General features: G+C 41.6%; 9 protein-coding genes. 7 read left to right on the top strand and 2 right to left on the bottom strand.

Annotated elements, in window-relative coordinates:
- The first annotated feature begins 232 nt into the window (after nt 1-232).
- From Xsto_RS01100 to Xsto_RS01080, 5 genes are all read left to right on the top strand, one after another.
- Entirely contained in the window at nt 233-3,751 is a 3,519-nt protein-coding gene (locus tag Xsto_RS01100) for a non-ribosomal peptide synthetase (RefSeq protein ID WP_099123847.1), read from the top strand.
- On the top strand, nt 3,748-8,454 hold the full coding sequence (locus Xsto_RS01095; protein ID WP_099123846.1) for a non-ribosomal peptide synthetase: 4,707 nt from the start codon (nt 3,748-3,750) through the stop codon (nt 8,452-8,454). The genes Xsto_RS01100 and Xsto_RS01095 overlap by 4 nt, the downstream gene beginning before the upstream one ends.
- Nucleotides 8,451-10,034 (top strand): condensation domain-containing protein, encoded by a 1,584-nt coding sequence (locus tag Xsto_RS01090; protein ID WP_099123845.1) that lies wholly within the window; start codon nt 8,451-8,453, stop codon nt 10,032-10,034. Before Xsto_RS01095 ends, Xsto_RS01090 begins: the two co-directional genes overlap by 4 nt.
- A gap of 154 nt (nt 10,035-10,188) precedes the next feature.
- Nucleotides 10,189-10,743, top strand: a complete 555-nt coding sequence (locus Xsto_RS01085) for a TetR/AcrR family transcriptional regulator (protein ID WP_099123844.1) — start codon at nt 10,189-10,191, stop codon at nt 10,741-10,743.
- Nucleotides 10,744-10,960: 217 nt separating this feature from the next.
- Nucleotides 10,961-12,190, top strand: coding sequence for a multidrug effflux MFS transporter (locus Xsto_RS01080; RefSeq protein ID WP_099123843.1), 1,230 nt, complete (start codon nt 10,961-10,963; stop codon nt 12,188-12,190).
- 117 nt (nt 12,191-12,307) lie between these two features.
- Here Xsto_RS01080 and Xsto_RS01075 read toward each other — a convergent pair whose 3' ends face one another.
- Nucleotides 12,308-13,180 (bottom strand): LysR family transcriptional regulator, encoded by an 873-nt coding sequence (locus tag Xsto_RS01075; protein WP_099110109.1) that lies wholly within the window; start codon nt 13,178-13,180, stop codon nt 12,308-12,310.
- A 94-nt stretch (nt 13,181-13,274) separates the two neighbouring features.
- On the opposite strand from Xsto_RS01075, the gene Xsto_RS01070 reads away from it, so the two are divergent.
- Nucleotides 13,275-14,273: a nitrilase family protein gene (locus Xsto_RS01070; protein ID WP_099123842.1), complete on the top strand. Its 999-nt coding sequence runs from the start codon at nt 13,275-13,277 to the stop codon at nt 14,271-14,273.
- 285 nt (nt 14,274-14,558) lie between these two features.
- On the top strand, nt 14,559-15,803 hold the full coding sequence (locus Xsto_RS01065; protein ID WP_099123841.1) for an aromatic amino acid transport family protein: 1,245 nt from the start codon (nt 14,559-14,561) through the stop codon (nt 15,801-15,803).
- A 124-nt stretch (nt 15,804-15,927) separates the two neighbouring features.
- Here Xsto_RS01065 and Xsto_RS01060 read toward each other — a convergent pair whose 3' ends face one another.
- Entirely contained in the window at nt 15,928-18,021 is a 2,094-nt protein-coding gene (locus Xsto_RS01060) for a prolyl oligopeptidase family serine peptidase (protein ID WP_099123868.1), read from the bottom strand.
- Between the last annotated feature and the right edge of the window lie 65 nt (nt 18,022-18,086).

Raw genomic sequence — 18,086 nt, 5'->3', positions numbered from 1 at the left:
AAAAATACAACAAAACAATCTAAATCTTAAAAACATAAAAGTAACAACCTCGCTCCATTTAAAGCCGCAAGAAAAATAGCCTTATAATATTTGTTAAAGTTCACATTAAAAATATAAGGTCATTTATCCTTCTGAAGAAAAATAATTAAAACAAACTCATTTGATGGATTAATCTTTTATATAAAAAGATTAATAAAATATGTTTTAAATTATTTCATATAAAAGGTGACATATGAAGAATGCCGCTCAAATTGTGGATGAGGCTTTAAATCAAGGGATTACTCTGTTTGTGGCTGATAACCGATTACAATATGAAACCAGCCGAGATAATATCCCGGAAGAATTATTAAATGAGTGGAAATACTATAGGCAAGATTTGATCGATTTCCTGCAACAACTCGATGCAAAAGAAGAAACACAAACATATCAATTGCAGAATATTCAACGAAATAGTAATGCTGAGCATTATCCACTTTCATTTGCTCAGCAACGCTTGTGGTTTATCGATCAACTTACTGATGGCAGTCCTCAATACAACTGCCCCGGCTATCTGAGATTACGGGAAAAGCTCAATGTAAAGGCTTTTAAGGCGGCGGTAAAAACATTACTCGAACGTCATGAAGCATTACGCACCTGCTTTAAGGTTATAGATAACGAACCACGGCAGGTTCTGGTGACTTCCTATGATTTACCTATCACGCAGCATGATTTGACGATGCTCTCTGAAAATGAAAAAGAACACCATATTCAACAATTCAGCAAAGAAGAGGATAACCAAGTTTTTAATCTTAGTGCTGACCTAATGTTACGTATTCGGCTAATAAAACGAGCTGAAAATGATTATGTCGTTCTCTATACCATCCACCATATTGCTTGTGATAGCTGGTCAATAGAAATCTTTATTCATGAACTTATCACATTATATAAGGCTTACTCTCAGGGAATGACCAACCCGTTACCAGAACTAAAAATCCAATATAGTGATTATGCTCAGTGGCAAAAAAATTGGCTGCAAGGGGATATTCTGGAAAAACAACTGGATTACTGGAATAACCAGTTATCAGGTATTTCTCCGTTGCACCGTTTTCCACTGGATAATCCACGGCCAGAACAACAGAGCTTCAAAGGGCTTCTTAAAGAACAACATATCTCAAAAGATCTGGCGCAGGAGATCAAAACATTATGTCACCAACATGAAGTCACATTATTTATGTTTCTGGAGACTGCTTTTGCTGTCTTACTGAGCCGTTACAGTAATGAAAAAGATATTCTGGTAGGAACGCCGCTTGCAGGAAGAACTCATCATGACATTGAACCTCTGATTGGTTTTTTTGTTAACTCTCTGGTGATCAGAACCGATTTATCTGGCCAGCCTACATTCAGTGAATTATTAAAGCGAAATAGCCGCACTATTCTCGATGCTTATGAACATCAGGATCTGCCATTTCAAATGTTGGTAGAGAAAATCAGTCCGGGAAGGAATCTAAATTATAACCCTGTGTTTCAAATTGCGTTTACGCTGGAAAATACCCAGCGGGATGGGACATTGGTGCGGGATAAGAATATTGAGACCGAAGAACGTCTACTTTTGAAAACCCGGTTTGATTTAGAAATTCATATTTATGAAGAAGAGGGTGGCGGGTTATCCCTTTTATGGGTTTATGACAGTAGTCTGTTTAACGATATTACTCTTGAAAGATTGCTTGCCAGTTATGAAACGCTGCTTACTAATATTGTCAGCATGATGAAGCCACGTATCGGCTCAGATCTGATATATAAAGAGCTTTCTGTTCATGCTATTCCACTGCTAGCTGAAGCTGAAATACATACTTTATCCCAATGGAATGGGAGACAGGAATATAATCCGTATAGTGGCTGTTTTCATGAGTTATTTGAGAAACAAGCTGCCGGATATCCTGAAAAAACCGCCGTTGTTTTTGGTAGTGATTCATTGAGTTATCAGGAGCTGAACCAACAGGCTAACCAGCTGGCACACTATCTGATAGCACAAAAGATTAAACCAGAAACATTAGTTGCACTCTGTATTCCCCGTTCAATACGCGCATTAGTTGCACTGCTGGGCGTCATTAAAGCCGGGGGAGCATATGTGCCGTTAGATCCTGATTATCCGGTATCCCGTCTCCAATATATGCTGGAACACAGCGAAGCAGAATTTATTCTGACAGAAACGAGTCTGATAGAAAAACTGCCGATTAGTCAGCAGAAAATTGTCTGTTTGGATACCGAGGCAATACAGTCACAATTGCAGCAAATGCCTATCGACAATATTACTGAACGCCCATTCCCGTTGACGGAAAATAATCTGGCTTACGTTATTTATACATCCGGCTCTACCGGAAAACCGAAAGGCGTTATGTTGGAGCATAAAGGATGGGTCAATCTGGCACTGTCACAAGCGAAATTATTTGGTGTTGATACGCATAGCCGGGGATTACAGTTCGCGTCATGGAGCTTTGATGCCATGATCTTAGAAATATCTATGACACTGGCGTATGGCGCAACACTTTACTTAATTTCAGAAGCCCAGCAGCATTCTCCTGAATGTCTGGACGAAATCGTTGAAAAACATCAAATCACCCATGCTGTATTACCTCCTGCTTTATTGCCTTACCTGAACTTTAACAAGTGGTGTTCTGTTTCAACCTTGCTTTTAGCGGGAGAAGCTGTACCTCCACAACTCTCTGTTCACTGGTCACAGAATAGGAGGCTGTTTAACGTATATGGCCCGACAGAGTGTACAGCCATAGTAACTTCAAGCTTATTAACTGATGAAAAAATTACAATCGGGAAACCGTTGCCGAATATTCTTATGCGTATCCTTGATCCATCAGGGAATCAGGTGCCTATTGGTGTTGCGGGAGAATTATGTATTGGTGGTGTTCAACTGGCGCGCGGCTATTTGAATGCACCTGAAATGGACGCAATCAAATTTATTAAATATTGCAATGAACAAACGGATGAATCCCAGCCTCAACGTTTATACCGAACGGGAGATTTAGTTCGTTGGTTATCTGATGGCAATATCGAATTTATCGGTCGGATTGACTCTCAGGTCAAAATAAGAGGATTCAGGATTGAGTTAGGAGAAATTGAAACCGCACTGAGTGGACATGAAGCTTTAAGTAGTGCTGTAGTTATTACATATGGAGAAGACAAAGATAAAAGGTTGGTTGCCTATGTTTGCCCGACTATCAGCTGGCTGGAAGAAAGAAGCTTGCAATTTGATACCGAAGATATCTCCCAATACTCAGTGATTAAAGCTGAACTTTCAAAATTACTCGAATCTGCACTAAAAAAACAATTACCCGAATATATGGTTCCCAGCCTTTATATTCCTCTAGAGCAAATGCCACTGACACTCAATAACAAGGTGGATAAAAAAGCGTTGCCAGCGCCGAATAGCAGTGATTTTCATCAACAAGATTATGTTGCACCAAGAAATGAAATAGAGAAAAAAATCGGCCAATTATGGGAAGAAGTGCTGGGTATCAGTCAGCCCGGTATTCATGACAATTTTTTTATACTGGGCGGTCATTCCCTCCAGGCAACTCGCCTTATCAGTTCGATACGCAATGAACTGGAGATTGAAATACCACTAAGCAGTGTCTTTGAACATCCGACACTTGAGCAGTTATCAACAATTATTGAGATCCACCTTGTGAAAGAAAAGAGAAAACATTTCCAGACTGAGCAAGAAAAAACACAAAAACTATTGGAAGGTCATATATGAAAAATGCAGCTAAGATTGTGAACGAAGCTTTAAATCAAGGAATTACTCTATTTGTTAGCGATAATAAACTAAAATATAAAACCAATCGTGATAGTATTCCATCTGAATTACTTGAAGAGTGGAAACAGCATAAACAAGAATTGATTGATTTTCTGACTCAGCTTGAATCAGAAGAAGAATCGGATAATCACCGATTACAGGATATACCTCGTTATGAGCGTGCTGAACATTACCCACTTTCATTTGCTCAACAGCGTTTGTGGTTAATTGACCAGCTTACTGAAGGTAGCCCTCAGTATAACTGTTCTGGCGATTTCAGATTACGTGAATCAGTCGATCTTAAAGCCTTTGAAATGGCAGTAGGGGCATTGCTAAAACGCCATGAATCTTTACGTACTCATTTTAAAATAATTGATAACGAACCACGTCAAGTGATTTCTGATTCTTATGATTTGCCCATTACACACTACGATCTAACCGCACTCTCACAAACCGAGCAAGAATATCGGGTTAAACAACTCGGTGAAAATGAATGGAAGCAACCTGTTAACCTCAGTACAGACCTGATGCTACGTCTTCGCTTATTAAAATTGGCAGAAGATGATTATGTGATTCTCTATACGATCCACCATATTGCCTGTGATGGTTGGTCACTGGGGATCTTTCTTCATGAGATCCTCTCGCTATATCGGGCATATTGCCGAGGTGAAGAAAACCCTCTGCCACCGTTAAATGTCCAATATACTGATTACGCTCGTTGGCAAAGAGAATGGCTGCAAGGCGATATACTGGAAAAACAACTTAATTATTGGCAAAACCAATTATCTGGTGCGACGTTAGTTCACCACTTTCCACTGGATAATCCCCGACCAGAAAAACAGAATCTTGAAGGATTTTTACATCCACAGCGTATTTCAAAGAGCTTGACTCAGGAAATCAGGGCACTGTGCGCAAAACAGGGCGTGACATTATTTATGTTTCTGGAAACTGCATTTGCCGTACTGTTGAGTCGCTACAGTAATGAGAAGGATATTCTGATTGGCATGCCGCTGGCCGGGCGCAGACACCGGGATACAGAGTCCCTGATTGGTTTTTTCGTCAATTCAATGGTAATCAGGACGGATTTATCTGGTCAGCTGACATTCAGTGAACTGTTAAAACAGAATAGCCGTACTATTTTGGATGCCTATGCAAATCAGGATCTGCCTTTTGAAATGCTGGTGGAAAAACTTAGCCCGGAACGAAACTTAAATCATAACCCTATTTTCCAGATTATGTTTGCTGTGCAGAATAACCAGCGCAATACAACACTGGATCAAGGCAGTGTGATTGAAGATGGTGAGCGCTCGCTTCTGACAACCCGATTTGATTTGGAAGTCCATATATATGAAGAAGAAAGTGAAGGTGAGCTATCAATTCAGTGGATCGCGGATACCAGCCTATTCAATATAGCAACCCTTGACAGACTACTAGCCAATTACGAAACATTGTTGACTAACATTGTTAATGTGATGAATCATCATACCGGTAACAGCGAACCATCAGTCCATGATATTCCATTACTGGCAGACTCTGAACGAAACACCTTACTTCATCAGTGGGGCAAGCCACAGGTTTCTTACCCAACAGGGAAATGTTTCCACGAACTCTTCGAAGATCAGGTATCAATACACCCTGAAAAAAATGCATTAATCTTTGGTACTGATTCTCTGAGTTATCAGTCGTTAAATGAGCAATCCAATCAATTAGCACACTACTTGATTCAGCAGGGTATTAAACCGGATACGTTGGTTGCGCTTTGTGTACCAAGATCATTACAGGCGGTTGTAGCGCTGCTGGGGATTCTTAAAGCGGGTGGGGTTTATGTACCTTTAGACCCTAGCTATCCGAAAGCCCGTCTTCAATACATGTTAGAGCACAGTGAAGTTGAATTTATCCTGACTGAAACGCAAGAGGTAGAAAAACTGCCTATCACGCAGCAGAAAGTCATTTGTTTAGATACTGATACGATACAATTGCAGTTACAACAAATGCCTAGGGGTAATATCACCGAAAATGAGCGGCCATATCCACTGACAGAAAATAATCTGGCTTATGTCATCTATACTTCTGGCTCAACCGGCAAACCGAAAGGCGTTATGCTGGAGCATAAAGGGTGGGTTAATCTGGCTCTCTCACAGGATGTTTTATTTGACGTTAACTCAAATATTCGTGTATTGCAGTTCGCCTCCTGGAGTTTTGACGCCATGATTTTGGAAATGTCTATGACATTAGCCTATGGCTCAACACTGTATCTTATTTCTGAAACTCAGCGGCGTTCCCCTGAATTGATGGATGAACTTGTTGAAAAACATCAGATAACCCATGCAGTTTTACCACCTGCGTTGCTTCCTCATCTTAATTTTGATAAATGGCGTTCTGTTTCAACATTACTTTTGGCCGGTGAAGCCGTGCTGCCGCAAATCGCTGTTCAATGGTCGCAGAATAGACAATTGTTCAATGTGTATGGCCCGACAGAATGTACCTCTATCGTTACTACGGCTTTATTAACTGACGAACGTATTACTATTGGAAAACCTTTACCTAACGTAGTCATGCGTGTTCTTGATCCAGAAGGTAATCTGGTTCCTATGGGAGTTATCGGAGAGTTGCATATCGGTGGTGTTCAATTGGCACGGGGTTACCGCAACTCACCGGAAATCACAGCAAAACAATTTATTCGTGATCCATTCAGCTCACATTCAACGAATGAGCGGGAAAACAGACTGTATCGTACTGGCGATTTAGTTCGCTGGACACACGATGGTCAATTAGAATTTATCGGTCGCATTGACTCTCAGGTTAAAATTCGTAGCCATCGTATAGAGTTAGGTGAAATAGAATCTGTTTTAAGTAAGCATAACGCCTTAAGTAGCGCTTCTGTGATCGCTTATGGGCAGGATGAAGATAAAAAACTCATTGCATATGTTTGCCCAAGCGCAGAGTGGTTAGGTAAAAAAGCCACTGAATTTAACGCACACAGTGTAGATAACTGGACAGAAATTTTTGATGAACAATACCGTCAAACGGATAATACACAAAAAGACCACACAGATAATGCAGTGACAGCAGAAAGTGATTTTGGTGGTTGGATGAACAGTTACACTGAACAGCCAATTGCCGTTGAACAAATGGAAGAATGGTTAGCTGACATAATGAAGCGGATTGACTCCCTGAATCCTCACCGTTTACTGGAAATTGGCTGTGGTAGTGGATTATTGCTATATCGCTATGCTGAACAATGTGAATCAGTAGTCGCTACCGATATATCGTCTGAGGTGTTAAATCGTCACCAACATATGCTGCAACAGCGTGGCTGGTCACATGTGGAACTCAGAAGAGGGGATGCTCTCAATTCAGGAACATTACATACTGGCGAATTTGATTCTGTCGTAATTAACTCCGTTGTCCAGTATTTCCCTAATGTTCAGTATCTGGAAAAAATGCTTGAGCAAATAATACCTGCATTGACAGCAGGAGGAAAAATTTTGCTGGGCGATATCCGCAACTTAGATCTCTTAACCGCTCACGCGACTACAATAGAACAAAGTCGTCTCAATGGACAACGTATTCAGGTGGGTTCGCTGGCAAATCGTATTCAGCGGCGTTTACAGCAGGAACCGGAATTTTTACTCAGCCCAACTTATTTTGCCCAATTGCCGGAACGTTACCCAGAAATCAGCCGGGTTGATATTCTGGTGAAGCGGGGTGTGGGTGACAATGAAATGATGCGTTATCGCTATGACGTCATATTACATAAAAGAGATGAAAATACAGGATCTCTCTGTGAACGTTCGATAAATTGGCACAATTTTGATTCTTTGGAAAACCTGAAAAACAGACTACAGGCAGGAACAGAAGAGACATTTGGTATTTCAGGTATTCCTAATGTCAGAATTAAAGATGAGTTTGTGTTGGCAGAAGGGTTACGCCACTGGCCCGCCAACCAGATAATCACCCCCCCGGAAAATGCCAGCAGCTTTTCTCCACAAGCATTAAAACAGATTCAGGAACTCGAATCCTTACTGCAATATGCTGAACAATGCGGTTATCAGTGTGGCGTGACATGGTCACAACAGCAACCTGATTTACTGGATATTATTTTCAGCCGGGGCGAATTACCTCCTGTGCTGGCGCGTACTGAATACAATCAGGTACATTTGGCAAATTATCCGCAAATCTCCGCCATTAATGGCGAACTTTCAGAGTTACTGGAATCGACCCTGAAACAGCAATTACCCGAGTATATGGTTCCCAGCCTTTATATTCCTCTGGAACGAATGCCACTTTCGTTAAATAACAAAGTGGATAAAAAAGCGTTGCCAGTCCCAAATGAAGATGATTTACGTCGGCAAACCTATGTCGCTCCAAGAAGTGAAATAGAAATTAAAATCAGTCAGTTGTGGAGAAAATTACTTAACGTTAATCAAGTCGGCATTTATGACAATTTCTTCACTCTCGGAGGTCACTCACTTCAGGCAACTCGTTTTATTAGTTCGATACGCAACGATTTAGGAATAGAAGTACCATTAAGAAGCGTGTTTGAACACCCGACACTTGAACAATTATCGCAAATTATCACCATTCATCTTCTCAAAGAAAAAAGAAAACATTTTCAGGCAGAGCAAAATTCATCTCAGGAATATTTAAGAGGTGAAATATGATAGATGCAGCGCAGATTGTGGATGAAGCGTTAGAGCAGGGGATTACTCTATTTGTTGTTAACAATCGGTTACAATACGAAACCAGTCGTGACAGCATTCCCACTGAATTGCTCAATAAGTGGAAACAACATAAACAAGAGTTGATTGATTTTCTTAATCAGCTTGATTCAGAAGAACAAACTAAAATACACGTTGTTCGGGGTGAGATTCGCAACAATGATAAGCACGAAATATCTAATGGAAAAGTGCCTATTTCTTATAGCCAGAAAATGTTTTGGCATTTTGTTGAAGAAAAATTATTGGAGGATTGTTTCCACGTACCAATTGCTCTACTAATGGAGGGGGAGCTGGATCACTGTGTTTTGGAAAAGAGTTTAAATACCATTTTAGAGCGACATGAAAGTTTACGTTTTAAATTTTATAAGGAAGATGAACAGATCTTCATACAGCCTGATAACAGCATGAAAATAAACCTTCAAGTTATCAAAGAGTTTTCAAAAGGAATGGCGAAGGAAAAAATTGGTATTGAAGTTAATAAACTTTGGCAAACTAAATTAAGAATACCTTTTGATGTTTACAATGATCCACTAATCAGGACATTCTTAATTCCTATATCGGAAAAAATAACGGTATTATTGATTGATATCCATCATATTATTTCCGATGGATGGTCTGTCAATATCATTATGAATGAGTTTAAACAATTATATACGGCCTACTCACTTGGACAAGAAAATCCGTTAGCACCAATTGCCATGCAATATTCTGGTTATATTTATTATTTACAACAAAGTCATACTACTGAGGCAGTTAAAAAACAGATTGAATTTTGGCAGAAACAATTTTCAGATGTTATTGCTGAACGCGAGTTTCCAATTTCCTTCAGCAAACATCCGGCGACAAAATATCGGTCTCATGCCCGTTTAATTAAAACTCCAGACTCACTAAATAAAGTTGTTTTACAATATTGTGAAGATCATAATATTACGCCATATATGTTGTTTATGGCGTTGTTTCATACATGTCTTTTTATGCATTACGGGGGGTCTAAACATATCACTTCTTCACCAAAAGCTGATCGTCCTCGCATAGAAATGTATCAAACAATAGGATTATTTTTGGATGATCTTATGGTCAAATCGACCATAAGTAAAGAAATGAGCCTACAAGAAATTATTAATCAGGTCAGTCAATATATTTATAGTGCCATAGATAATTCAAGTGCCCACATTTCTTCTTTAATTGACTCTGTGGGTGAAAAAATAATAGATAATATTTTTAATGTTGTGTTCAATTATGTAGATATTAAAAGTTTATATGATTTCATCGATATATCTAAAGATGGAAAATTATCATTGCCAAATCTTGATGTTGAATTGATAGAAGTTGAAGTGATTCCTTTTGAATCACTCGGGATGAATTTATTATATATGCCGGAAAGTATAGAGTGTGAGCTGAATTACAACCCGGAACTGTATACAGAAGAGACGATTGATAGCCTGTCTACATATTATGAACGACTGCTCAATGTCATCGTATCTGGTCAGGAAAAAGAGAGTATCAGCCAGTTTTATGGATAAAATCTTATCGTGAACGACGAAAGATGCGTGGCTTCAGGGATGAAGCCTTTCATCGCGATGAAATCCGAATTCTGTTTGGTGTATTGCCTTTAATTGAAATAATGTTATTTTCTACGACCTTTTAAAAAGTAAGATATTAGATTGGTGTGCAAATATGTATGAGGAACTTAGCCCAAAGGGAAAAGCAAAATATAATCAAATTCTTGATGCCGTTCAGGTCGTTATTTGCCGGGATGGTATTTATGAGTGTAATCATCGGGCGGTGGCATCAGAAGCAGGGGTTCCACTTGGAACAACAACATATTATTTTAAAACACTGGATGATATGTTAAGCGCAGCGCTAGAAAAATACTTTAATAACTTCATAGAGTTGTCACATAACTGGTTTCAAGAGTCGCTATTTGAAGATCCGGCCGAAAATCTGACGGAGTTCATCTCATGGACATTCGCAGATTATTCACGCTTAAAGTCAGAATATGAGCTTTACGTTGCGGCTATCTCCCGGCCATCTTTAAGGCCACTTGCCGTTAACTGGATGCAGGCAACAAAAGACATCATTTCTCAATACATCACTAACGATGAATCAAAAGCCAAAGCGCTCACCGCTGTTTTGGATGCTTTCTTTCTTCAGTCTCTATTAACCGGAGATAGTAATTTCAGCAAAAAAGAGTACATCAGGCCATTTATCAGCAAAATTTTGTCAGATTGAGTATGTATCAGCTCGATGAATTTCAGGATACGCAGCGACGGGCAGGGAAGCAATAAATTCGTCGGAAAGGAATTTACTCCACCAAAAACAATCTTCTGTTTATAACTCTATTGCACGTGAGTTTTTATCTTCCACAGTGTTCAGCTCGGTTGTGTGAATAATTGTACTTATGTACAATTATAATTTTCGTGCAGCATAGAGAAGATTAGATAAGGTTATGAGTAGATTTGAGCAAAATAAAATACCGGCATTTGCCCTGTTTTTGTTGGCGTTAATGACTGCTTTTGATGTGATGGCAATCGATATGTACTTGCCAGCATTTAATGCGATAAAAGAAAGTTTAAATACAGAGCTTGTTAAGGTAGAAACTTCATTATCCCTGTTTTTAGTAGGGTTAGCTATCGGGCAGGGAATGTTAGGGCCGGTGATTGATTATTATGGACGAAGAACACCTTTATTATTAGGTATTCTTATTTTTTCACTGGCCTCTTTACTCACTTCAACTACTGATGACATCGTGCTTTTCAATATAGGCAGAATTGTTCAAGGGTTATCAGGAGCTGTTACTTTAGTCGTCCCTCGGGCAATCATCTCTGATACATGTGATGCACATACTTCGGCACGACTCTTTACCATTTTGATGCAAATCGTTGTGATTGGGCCAATAATTGCTCCGCCATTGGGTAGTATCCTTCTTTCTGTTTTTGGCTGGAGAGCGATATTCCTGATGTTATTTGCTTTATCGTTTTTCACGCTTATTGCTGCATATCGTTTTATTCCAGAATCTCTGCCGAAAGAGAACAGGGAAACAGGTAGCCTGTCAAAGCAATTATATTCGTATATTAAAGTTACTAAAAATTCATATTTCCTTATGAATGTATTGTCTTCAAGTTTCGTTATGGGGACATTATTTGCCTATATAAATTCATCGGCATTTATTTTCCTGAATCACTTTGGGTTCACACCTAAAGTATACAGTTATTTCTTTGCAGCCAATGCGGTTGGTATGGTTTTCTTCGGTTTCATTAATATGAAACTACTGAAATTCTATAAAGCTGCTGTTGTGCTGAAATGGTCTTTATTGGCTAACCTGTTTTTTGTCATGCTATTGCTGATTTCGGTAACTACAGGATTGACATCAATATACTTCGTCATTCCATTGTTATTTATGTCAGTAGCAACACTCAGCTTATTATTCGGGAATGGAATATCCGTTACGATGAACAGCGTCTCAAGAGCTGAAACAGGAACTGCATCTGCTGTTTTAGGGATGATTCAGTATCTATTTGGTGGATTTGCAGGTTTATTAGTGGGTTTATTAAATAATGGAACCTTGTCAGGAATTGCTCTCACTATGTTTATTTGTTCAACCGGAGCATTAGTGACATATCAAATGGCAAAGCAGCCAAAGGGTAAAAATGATACTGCGGAAGCTCTGGTGAAGTAACCCGCAATACTAAAAAACATTGCTGAAAAATAGAGTAAGAGTTGGTTAATGATTTTTTTCATAACCAACTCTTAAAATCTCCAGATTTTGAAGGTAAGGCTTTGCATGACTGAATCTTTAAAGTAGAGAGGGCGTCAATACCATATTAATAAAATTATCCCGCAAGCAATCCTTAATCTCTGGATTCCAGGCGATCCCTATCTGCCACCTAGTGTATATCCCGTCGAGGGGCACGAGCTTTACGCCCATAGGTAAAATATGATTGACTCCGGCTGGTAGTAAAGCAACCCCATTTCCGGCAGCAACCAGTGCCAGTAAAGTCTGAATATCGTCAGCAGCAGATACAGTTCGGGCATTAAGCTTATTTTCTCTGAGAAAAATGGCTATCTGAGCCACTAGCCTGTGCCCGCGATGTGGCGAAATTTGCAGGAGTTGATGTGCATTCAGTACATTCTGAATATTGGTTGGGTCTATGTGAAGCGTTGTATTTACAGCAAGAACCAGTTTTTCTTCCATTAGTGATTCTGCTTTCAGTTTCTCCGGTACAGGAAGACGTACAAACCCAGCTTGAAGTTGGCCTTCCAGTAGCATTTGGTATTGCACTTCGGAAGGAATGTCGTTCAAGAAAATTTCCACATCAGGAAACAAGTTGCGAAAAGCTGTTACCTTGACGGGAGCAAGCTGAAATGCCGATACACCAAATCCCAGAAGTAATTTACCAACATTTCCTTTCTGCATCTGGCTCACAAATTCGCCAAAATCATCATGCTGCTTGAGTAATTCGCAAGCCCTAGACAAAAGTTGCTGCCCAGCAGTTGTTAGTCTGGCACCGTGACGCCCACGTTTAAACAATTTAAATCCGACAAGATTCTCCAGTGTCTGAATTTGTTTTGTCAGAGCCGGTTGTGTCAGACAAAGAATTTCCGCCGCTGCGCGATATTGCCCTTTCTGAGCCAGAATGGCGAATGCACGTAATAGTTTTATATCCATTCCAGTTAGTTATCAAATCCAGAAAAATTGTGATTATACAGTGCGTTGTCTATTTGGTGAAATACTCATCACTTTCTGTTTGAGGAGACGTGTTATGAAACAGAGTATTCAAGTAGCCACCGTTCAGTTCTGCCACCGAGCTAATGACAAGCAATATAACTTATCGGTTATGGAAGAATTCATTCATCAGGCTGGAGAACAGCATATAAAAATACTGGCTTTCCCTGAAATGTGCATTACCGGTTACTGGCATGTGCCAGATCTTACAGGCGAAGAAGTGATGCTTCTGGCTGAACGAATTGATGGTAGCCTATCTTTGTCACGTATCATTTTACTAGCAAAAAAATATGAAATGGCAATAGGCGCAGGACTTATCGAACTGGGCGAAGATGAGCAATTTTATAATGCTTACGCGGTATGTATGCCCGATGGTCAGATACATGTGCATCGCAAACTTCATGCATTTGAGCGCCCTGACTTCGCTAGTGGGAATAGTTTTACTGTGTTTGATACCCCTTGGGACATAAAAGTTGGAGTTCTTATCTGTTGGGATAACAATTTGGTTGAAAATGTACGGGCAACAGCACTTCTTGGTGCTGATATCCTGATGGCTCCTCACCAGACGGGAGGCACTAATTCTCGTAGCCCTTACGGCATGAAACCAATTCCGGTTACTCTCTGGGAAAACAGGCACAAAAATCCAGATGCTCTGGAGGCTGCATTTCGTGGCGATAATGGCCGCGGCTGGTTAATGCGCTGGTTGCCTGCACGGGCACATGATAATGGTTTATTTATCTTGTTCAGCAATGGTGTTGGGTTGGATAACGGAGAAATCCGTACAGGCAATGCTATGGTTATCGATCCCTATGGTCGTATTATTGAAGAAACTACTTCTTTTGAAAATACCATGATAACGGCTTGCCTTGATCTGGAATTACTTACTATGTCCACAGGAATGAGGTGGATCCATGGCCGAAGGCCTGAACTGTATCATCTTTTGTGCGAACCTCAGGGATATGAACGCGATGCACGAAGTGCACGATTCTCTACAGAGATTCCTTTTTTGAAAAAAAAACCAGTAAAAATGTCGTAATTTTGTAGTATTTATCAGGTTATTATTAATTCTGAAAATACATATCTAATAGGTATCCAGTACACCATGAATATTGACTGACTCCACAAAAAATTACCCTCAATAAAATACTTGAGTGCAGTAATAAGCTTTTTTTCATGGGTTTTCCTTATCCTAAAATTTTTCCTCTTATTTTACGCTAAACTCTAATACGGATAATTAAGAGCAAAGTGTACTAGTGAGCTGTTAACCACCGTGAAATTAACTTATCCCCGGTGGTTAGCGCACCGGGATAAAGGAGGATGAATGTCTTCTGATAACACCAGTATTTCTTCGGCGCTTGCCTCTGGAGAGTTAGCGCCGGTTCCCGGTAAGTCACTGAGTTTTCTCGAAGGTGTAGCGATGATAGTCGGCACCAATATCGGCGCAGGTTTGCTGTCCATTGCTTATGCTTCACGAAAGGCCGGCTTTTTGCCGCTGATGTTCTGGCTGGTGCTGGTGGGGGTACTGACCACCATTACTATGCTGTATGTTGCTGAATCTACGCTGCGCACCCGCGCTCACTTACAACTTAGTGGGCTGGCAAGGCGATATGTCAGTGGGGTGGGTGCTTGGGTGATGTTTTTTTCAGTATGTATCAACAGTGTTGGTGCGCTGACCGCCTATATGAGCGGCAGTGGCAAACTGTTACAGTCGCTGCTGGGTATTTCACCGACATTAGGTAGCCTGTTGTTCTTCGTACCAGCAGCAGGAGTATTGTACCTCGGACTGAAAGCAATTGGCCGTGGTGAAAAGTTTATCAGTATTGGCATGTTGGTCATGCTATTAACGTTAGTAGTAGCAACGTTGCTGAAAGACACTACTCAGATGCGCTACCTGCTGGATGGTGACTGGCTTTTCATGGTGCCATTATTCAATGTTGTGGTGTTTAGTTTTTCGGCACAGTATATCGTGCCGGAAATGGCGCGTGGCTTTGCCGATAAGCCAGAACAACTACCGAAGGCGATTATTATTGGTATGGCAGTGATCTTTGTGCTGCTAGCGATGGTGCCGATGTCTGTGATTGCCCTTAATGGTCTAGACAATATCTCTGAGGTAGTGACGATTTCCTGGGGACAAGCGTTGGGAGAGTGGGCATTCTTCTCTACTAACCTGTTTGCATTATGTGCAATCTTAACCTCTTACTGGGGATTGGGCGGCAGTTTCCTGACTAATATCTTCGATAAATTCCGGCTGGGTAATGACGAACAACCATTGCGTCGTTTCGGCGTGCTGTTGTTGGTGGCTGTGCCACCGTTCGTGCTGGCTTACAGCGGACTTGTGTCATTTGTTAATGCTCTGTATTTCGCTGGTGTATTCAGTGGTGTGATTCTATCAATCATGCCGATATTGATTTTACGTGGCGCTCGGAAATACGGCGATCATACTCCATGCTGGCAATGCAGCTGGATCACGCATCCATTGCTGCAAATAAGCATTGTGCTGCTGTATTTGGCCAGCGCAGTGTATGCCATCGCTTCATTGTTCGGCTATCTGCCTGCAGGGTGGTAATTTCTCTTTTCTCTTCTTTATCCTACTAAAATACCTCACAAAAAAGAGTTAGCTACCAGTAGCTAACTCCCTATCTCAAAAATATATTGGCGAAATTAATAACTCAGAATTGTTCACCTTACGTTTATGTCGTCGGTGTCTTGTTATTCAGATGAGACCACATAAATTCACTGAACATTGTATTCTGGAATGCTGTCTGTTTTTTATCGGCCGCAGCGCTGTGTCCTCCCACGGTATTTTCATAAAAATAGACTTGCTGGTAACCCATCTTCTGCATACGTGCTGCCATCTTACGTGCATGCGACGGATGAACTCGGTCATCACTGGTTGCGGTGTAGAACAATACGGGCGGATAGGCCACGTGTTCCTTAATATTGTGATACGGCGAGAAGGTTTTGATATATGCCCACTGATCCGGCTGGCTCGGATCGCCGTATTCGGCAATCCATGAGGCCCCAGCGGAAAGCTGGCTATAACGCTGCATGTCCAACAGAGGTACACCACAGACTATGCAACCGAACAGTTGCGGATACAGCGTCAGCATATTGCCGACCAGCAAACCCCCGTTGCTGCGGCCACGAGCTCCAATATGTTTTGATGATGTTACTTTTCGTGCAATCAAATCTTGCGCTACCGCTGCGAAATCTTCATAGGCGCGGTGGCGATTTTGCATGAGAGCGGCCTGATGCCAGGCCGGGCCATATTCACCACCGCCACGGATATTGGCAACGACATAAACACCACCACGCCCCAGCCAGGTTAGTCCTTCAGTGCCTATATAGTTTGGCAGTAGCGATATTTCGAAGCCTCCGTAACCGTTCAGCAGCGTCGGATTGCTGCCGTTCAGTTTAAGGCCTTTAGCTGAGATCTGGAAATATGGCACACGGGTTCCATCTTTTGACCGGGCAAAATGTTGACTGACCTGATAGTTGCCAGCATCAAAATCTTTTGGTCCCTGTTTCAATAGCTCCGCTTCACTACCGTCAAGATTGCCTATATACAGCGAGGCAGGATGCAGGAAATTATTGATGGTCAGGAAGTAATCATTGGTTTCCTCATCAATACCGGTGGCGGAAATATTGCTCATGCTACCCGGATTGCCCAGAGGTTGCCGTTGCCAGCTATTACCCTGCGGCGTTAATACTTCAAGCCGGTTTACGACATTATCCATAATGCTGAGGATAAGGTGATCACGCGTACTACTGTAGCCACTCAGCGCTGTCTGCTCATTGGGCGTGAAAAGCACCTGTAACTCACGCTTACCTGCCAAATAATCGTCGAAGTTCGCTGCCAGCAAAGCACCGGACGGATAGCGTTTCCCTCCCACATCCCAGTCTTTACTCGGTCTTATCAAAAGCCATTCACGGTGGCTATTAATTTCTGCGTCTTCAGGGATATCAATCCTGACTTTCTGATTCTGTTTTGTCAGTAAGAAATATTCACGACGATAAAAATCCAGACTACGGCCTACATAATCACGCTCAAAGCCGGGTGTGCGCTCACGATAGGCGAATACCGCCATATCTTCCGGCTTGGCTTCATACAGTGTTTCGGCTGCACTCAATGGTGTACCACGCTGCCAGCGTTTAGCGATTCGCGCATAGCCGGACTGAGTCATTGAACCGGGGCCAAAATCAGTAGCGATAAACACGGTGTCTTTATCAATCCATGACACTCTGCTTTTGGCTACGGGGACATTGAATCCATTCTCAACGAACCGCTTATTCTCCAGATCAAATTCACGGATTTCAACAGCATCTCCACCATCCGGTGACAGCTTCATCAGGCAGTAGCGATATTCTGGTGCCAGAGGCTGTAAACCGTGGTAGAGCCAATCCTTACCTTCTTCCTTACCCAGTGCGTCAATATCCAGCACTGTTTCCCATGCTGGTTTGGCCTTACGGTACTCTTGCAGCGTGGTACGCCGAAGCAGGCCGCGAGGGTTAGCCTGATCCTGCCAGAAGTTATAGTAGTAATCGCCATGCTTATTGACCCACGGGATCCGAGTGTCTTTATTAAGGATATTCAGTACCTGCTGCTCTAACTTACGAAAGCCTCCCCCCTGAGTATAACGCGCGATGGTGCGCTGGTTTTCCTGCTTTACCCACTGTTGCGCGGTCTCACCCTGTAGATCTTCCAGCCACAGGAATTCATCGCTGGTGACAACCCCGTTGTCTGCGGCTATTGCAAGACGAATACTGCCGGGCAGGGCCGCCATTGCAAAGACGCCTCCTGCGGTTTGCGCACAGATTTTAATAAACTTGCGTCGATTAGTAACTGGCA

The sequence above is a fragment of the Xenorhabdus stockiae genome (assembly GCF_002632825.1).
Lineage (GTDB): Bacteria > Pseudomonadota > Gammaproteobacteria > Enterobacterales > Enterobacteriaceae > Xenorhabdus > Xenorhabdus stockiae.
Note: the sequence above shows the minus strand (reverse complement) of the source record. Positions and strands in the feature narration are given on the sequence as shown.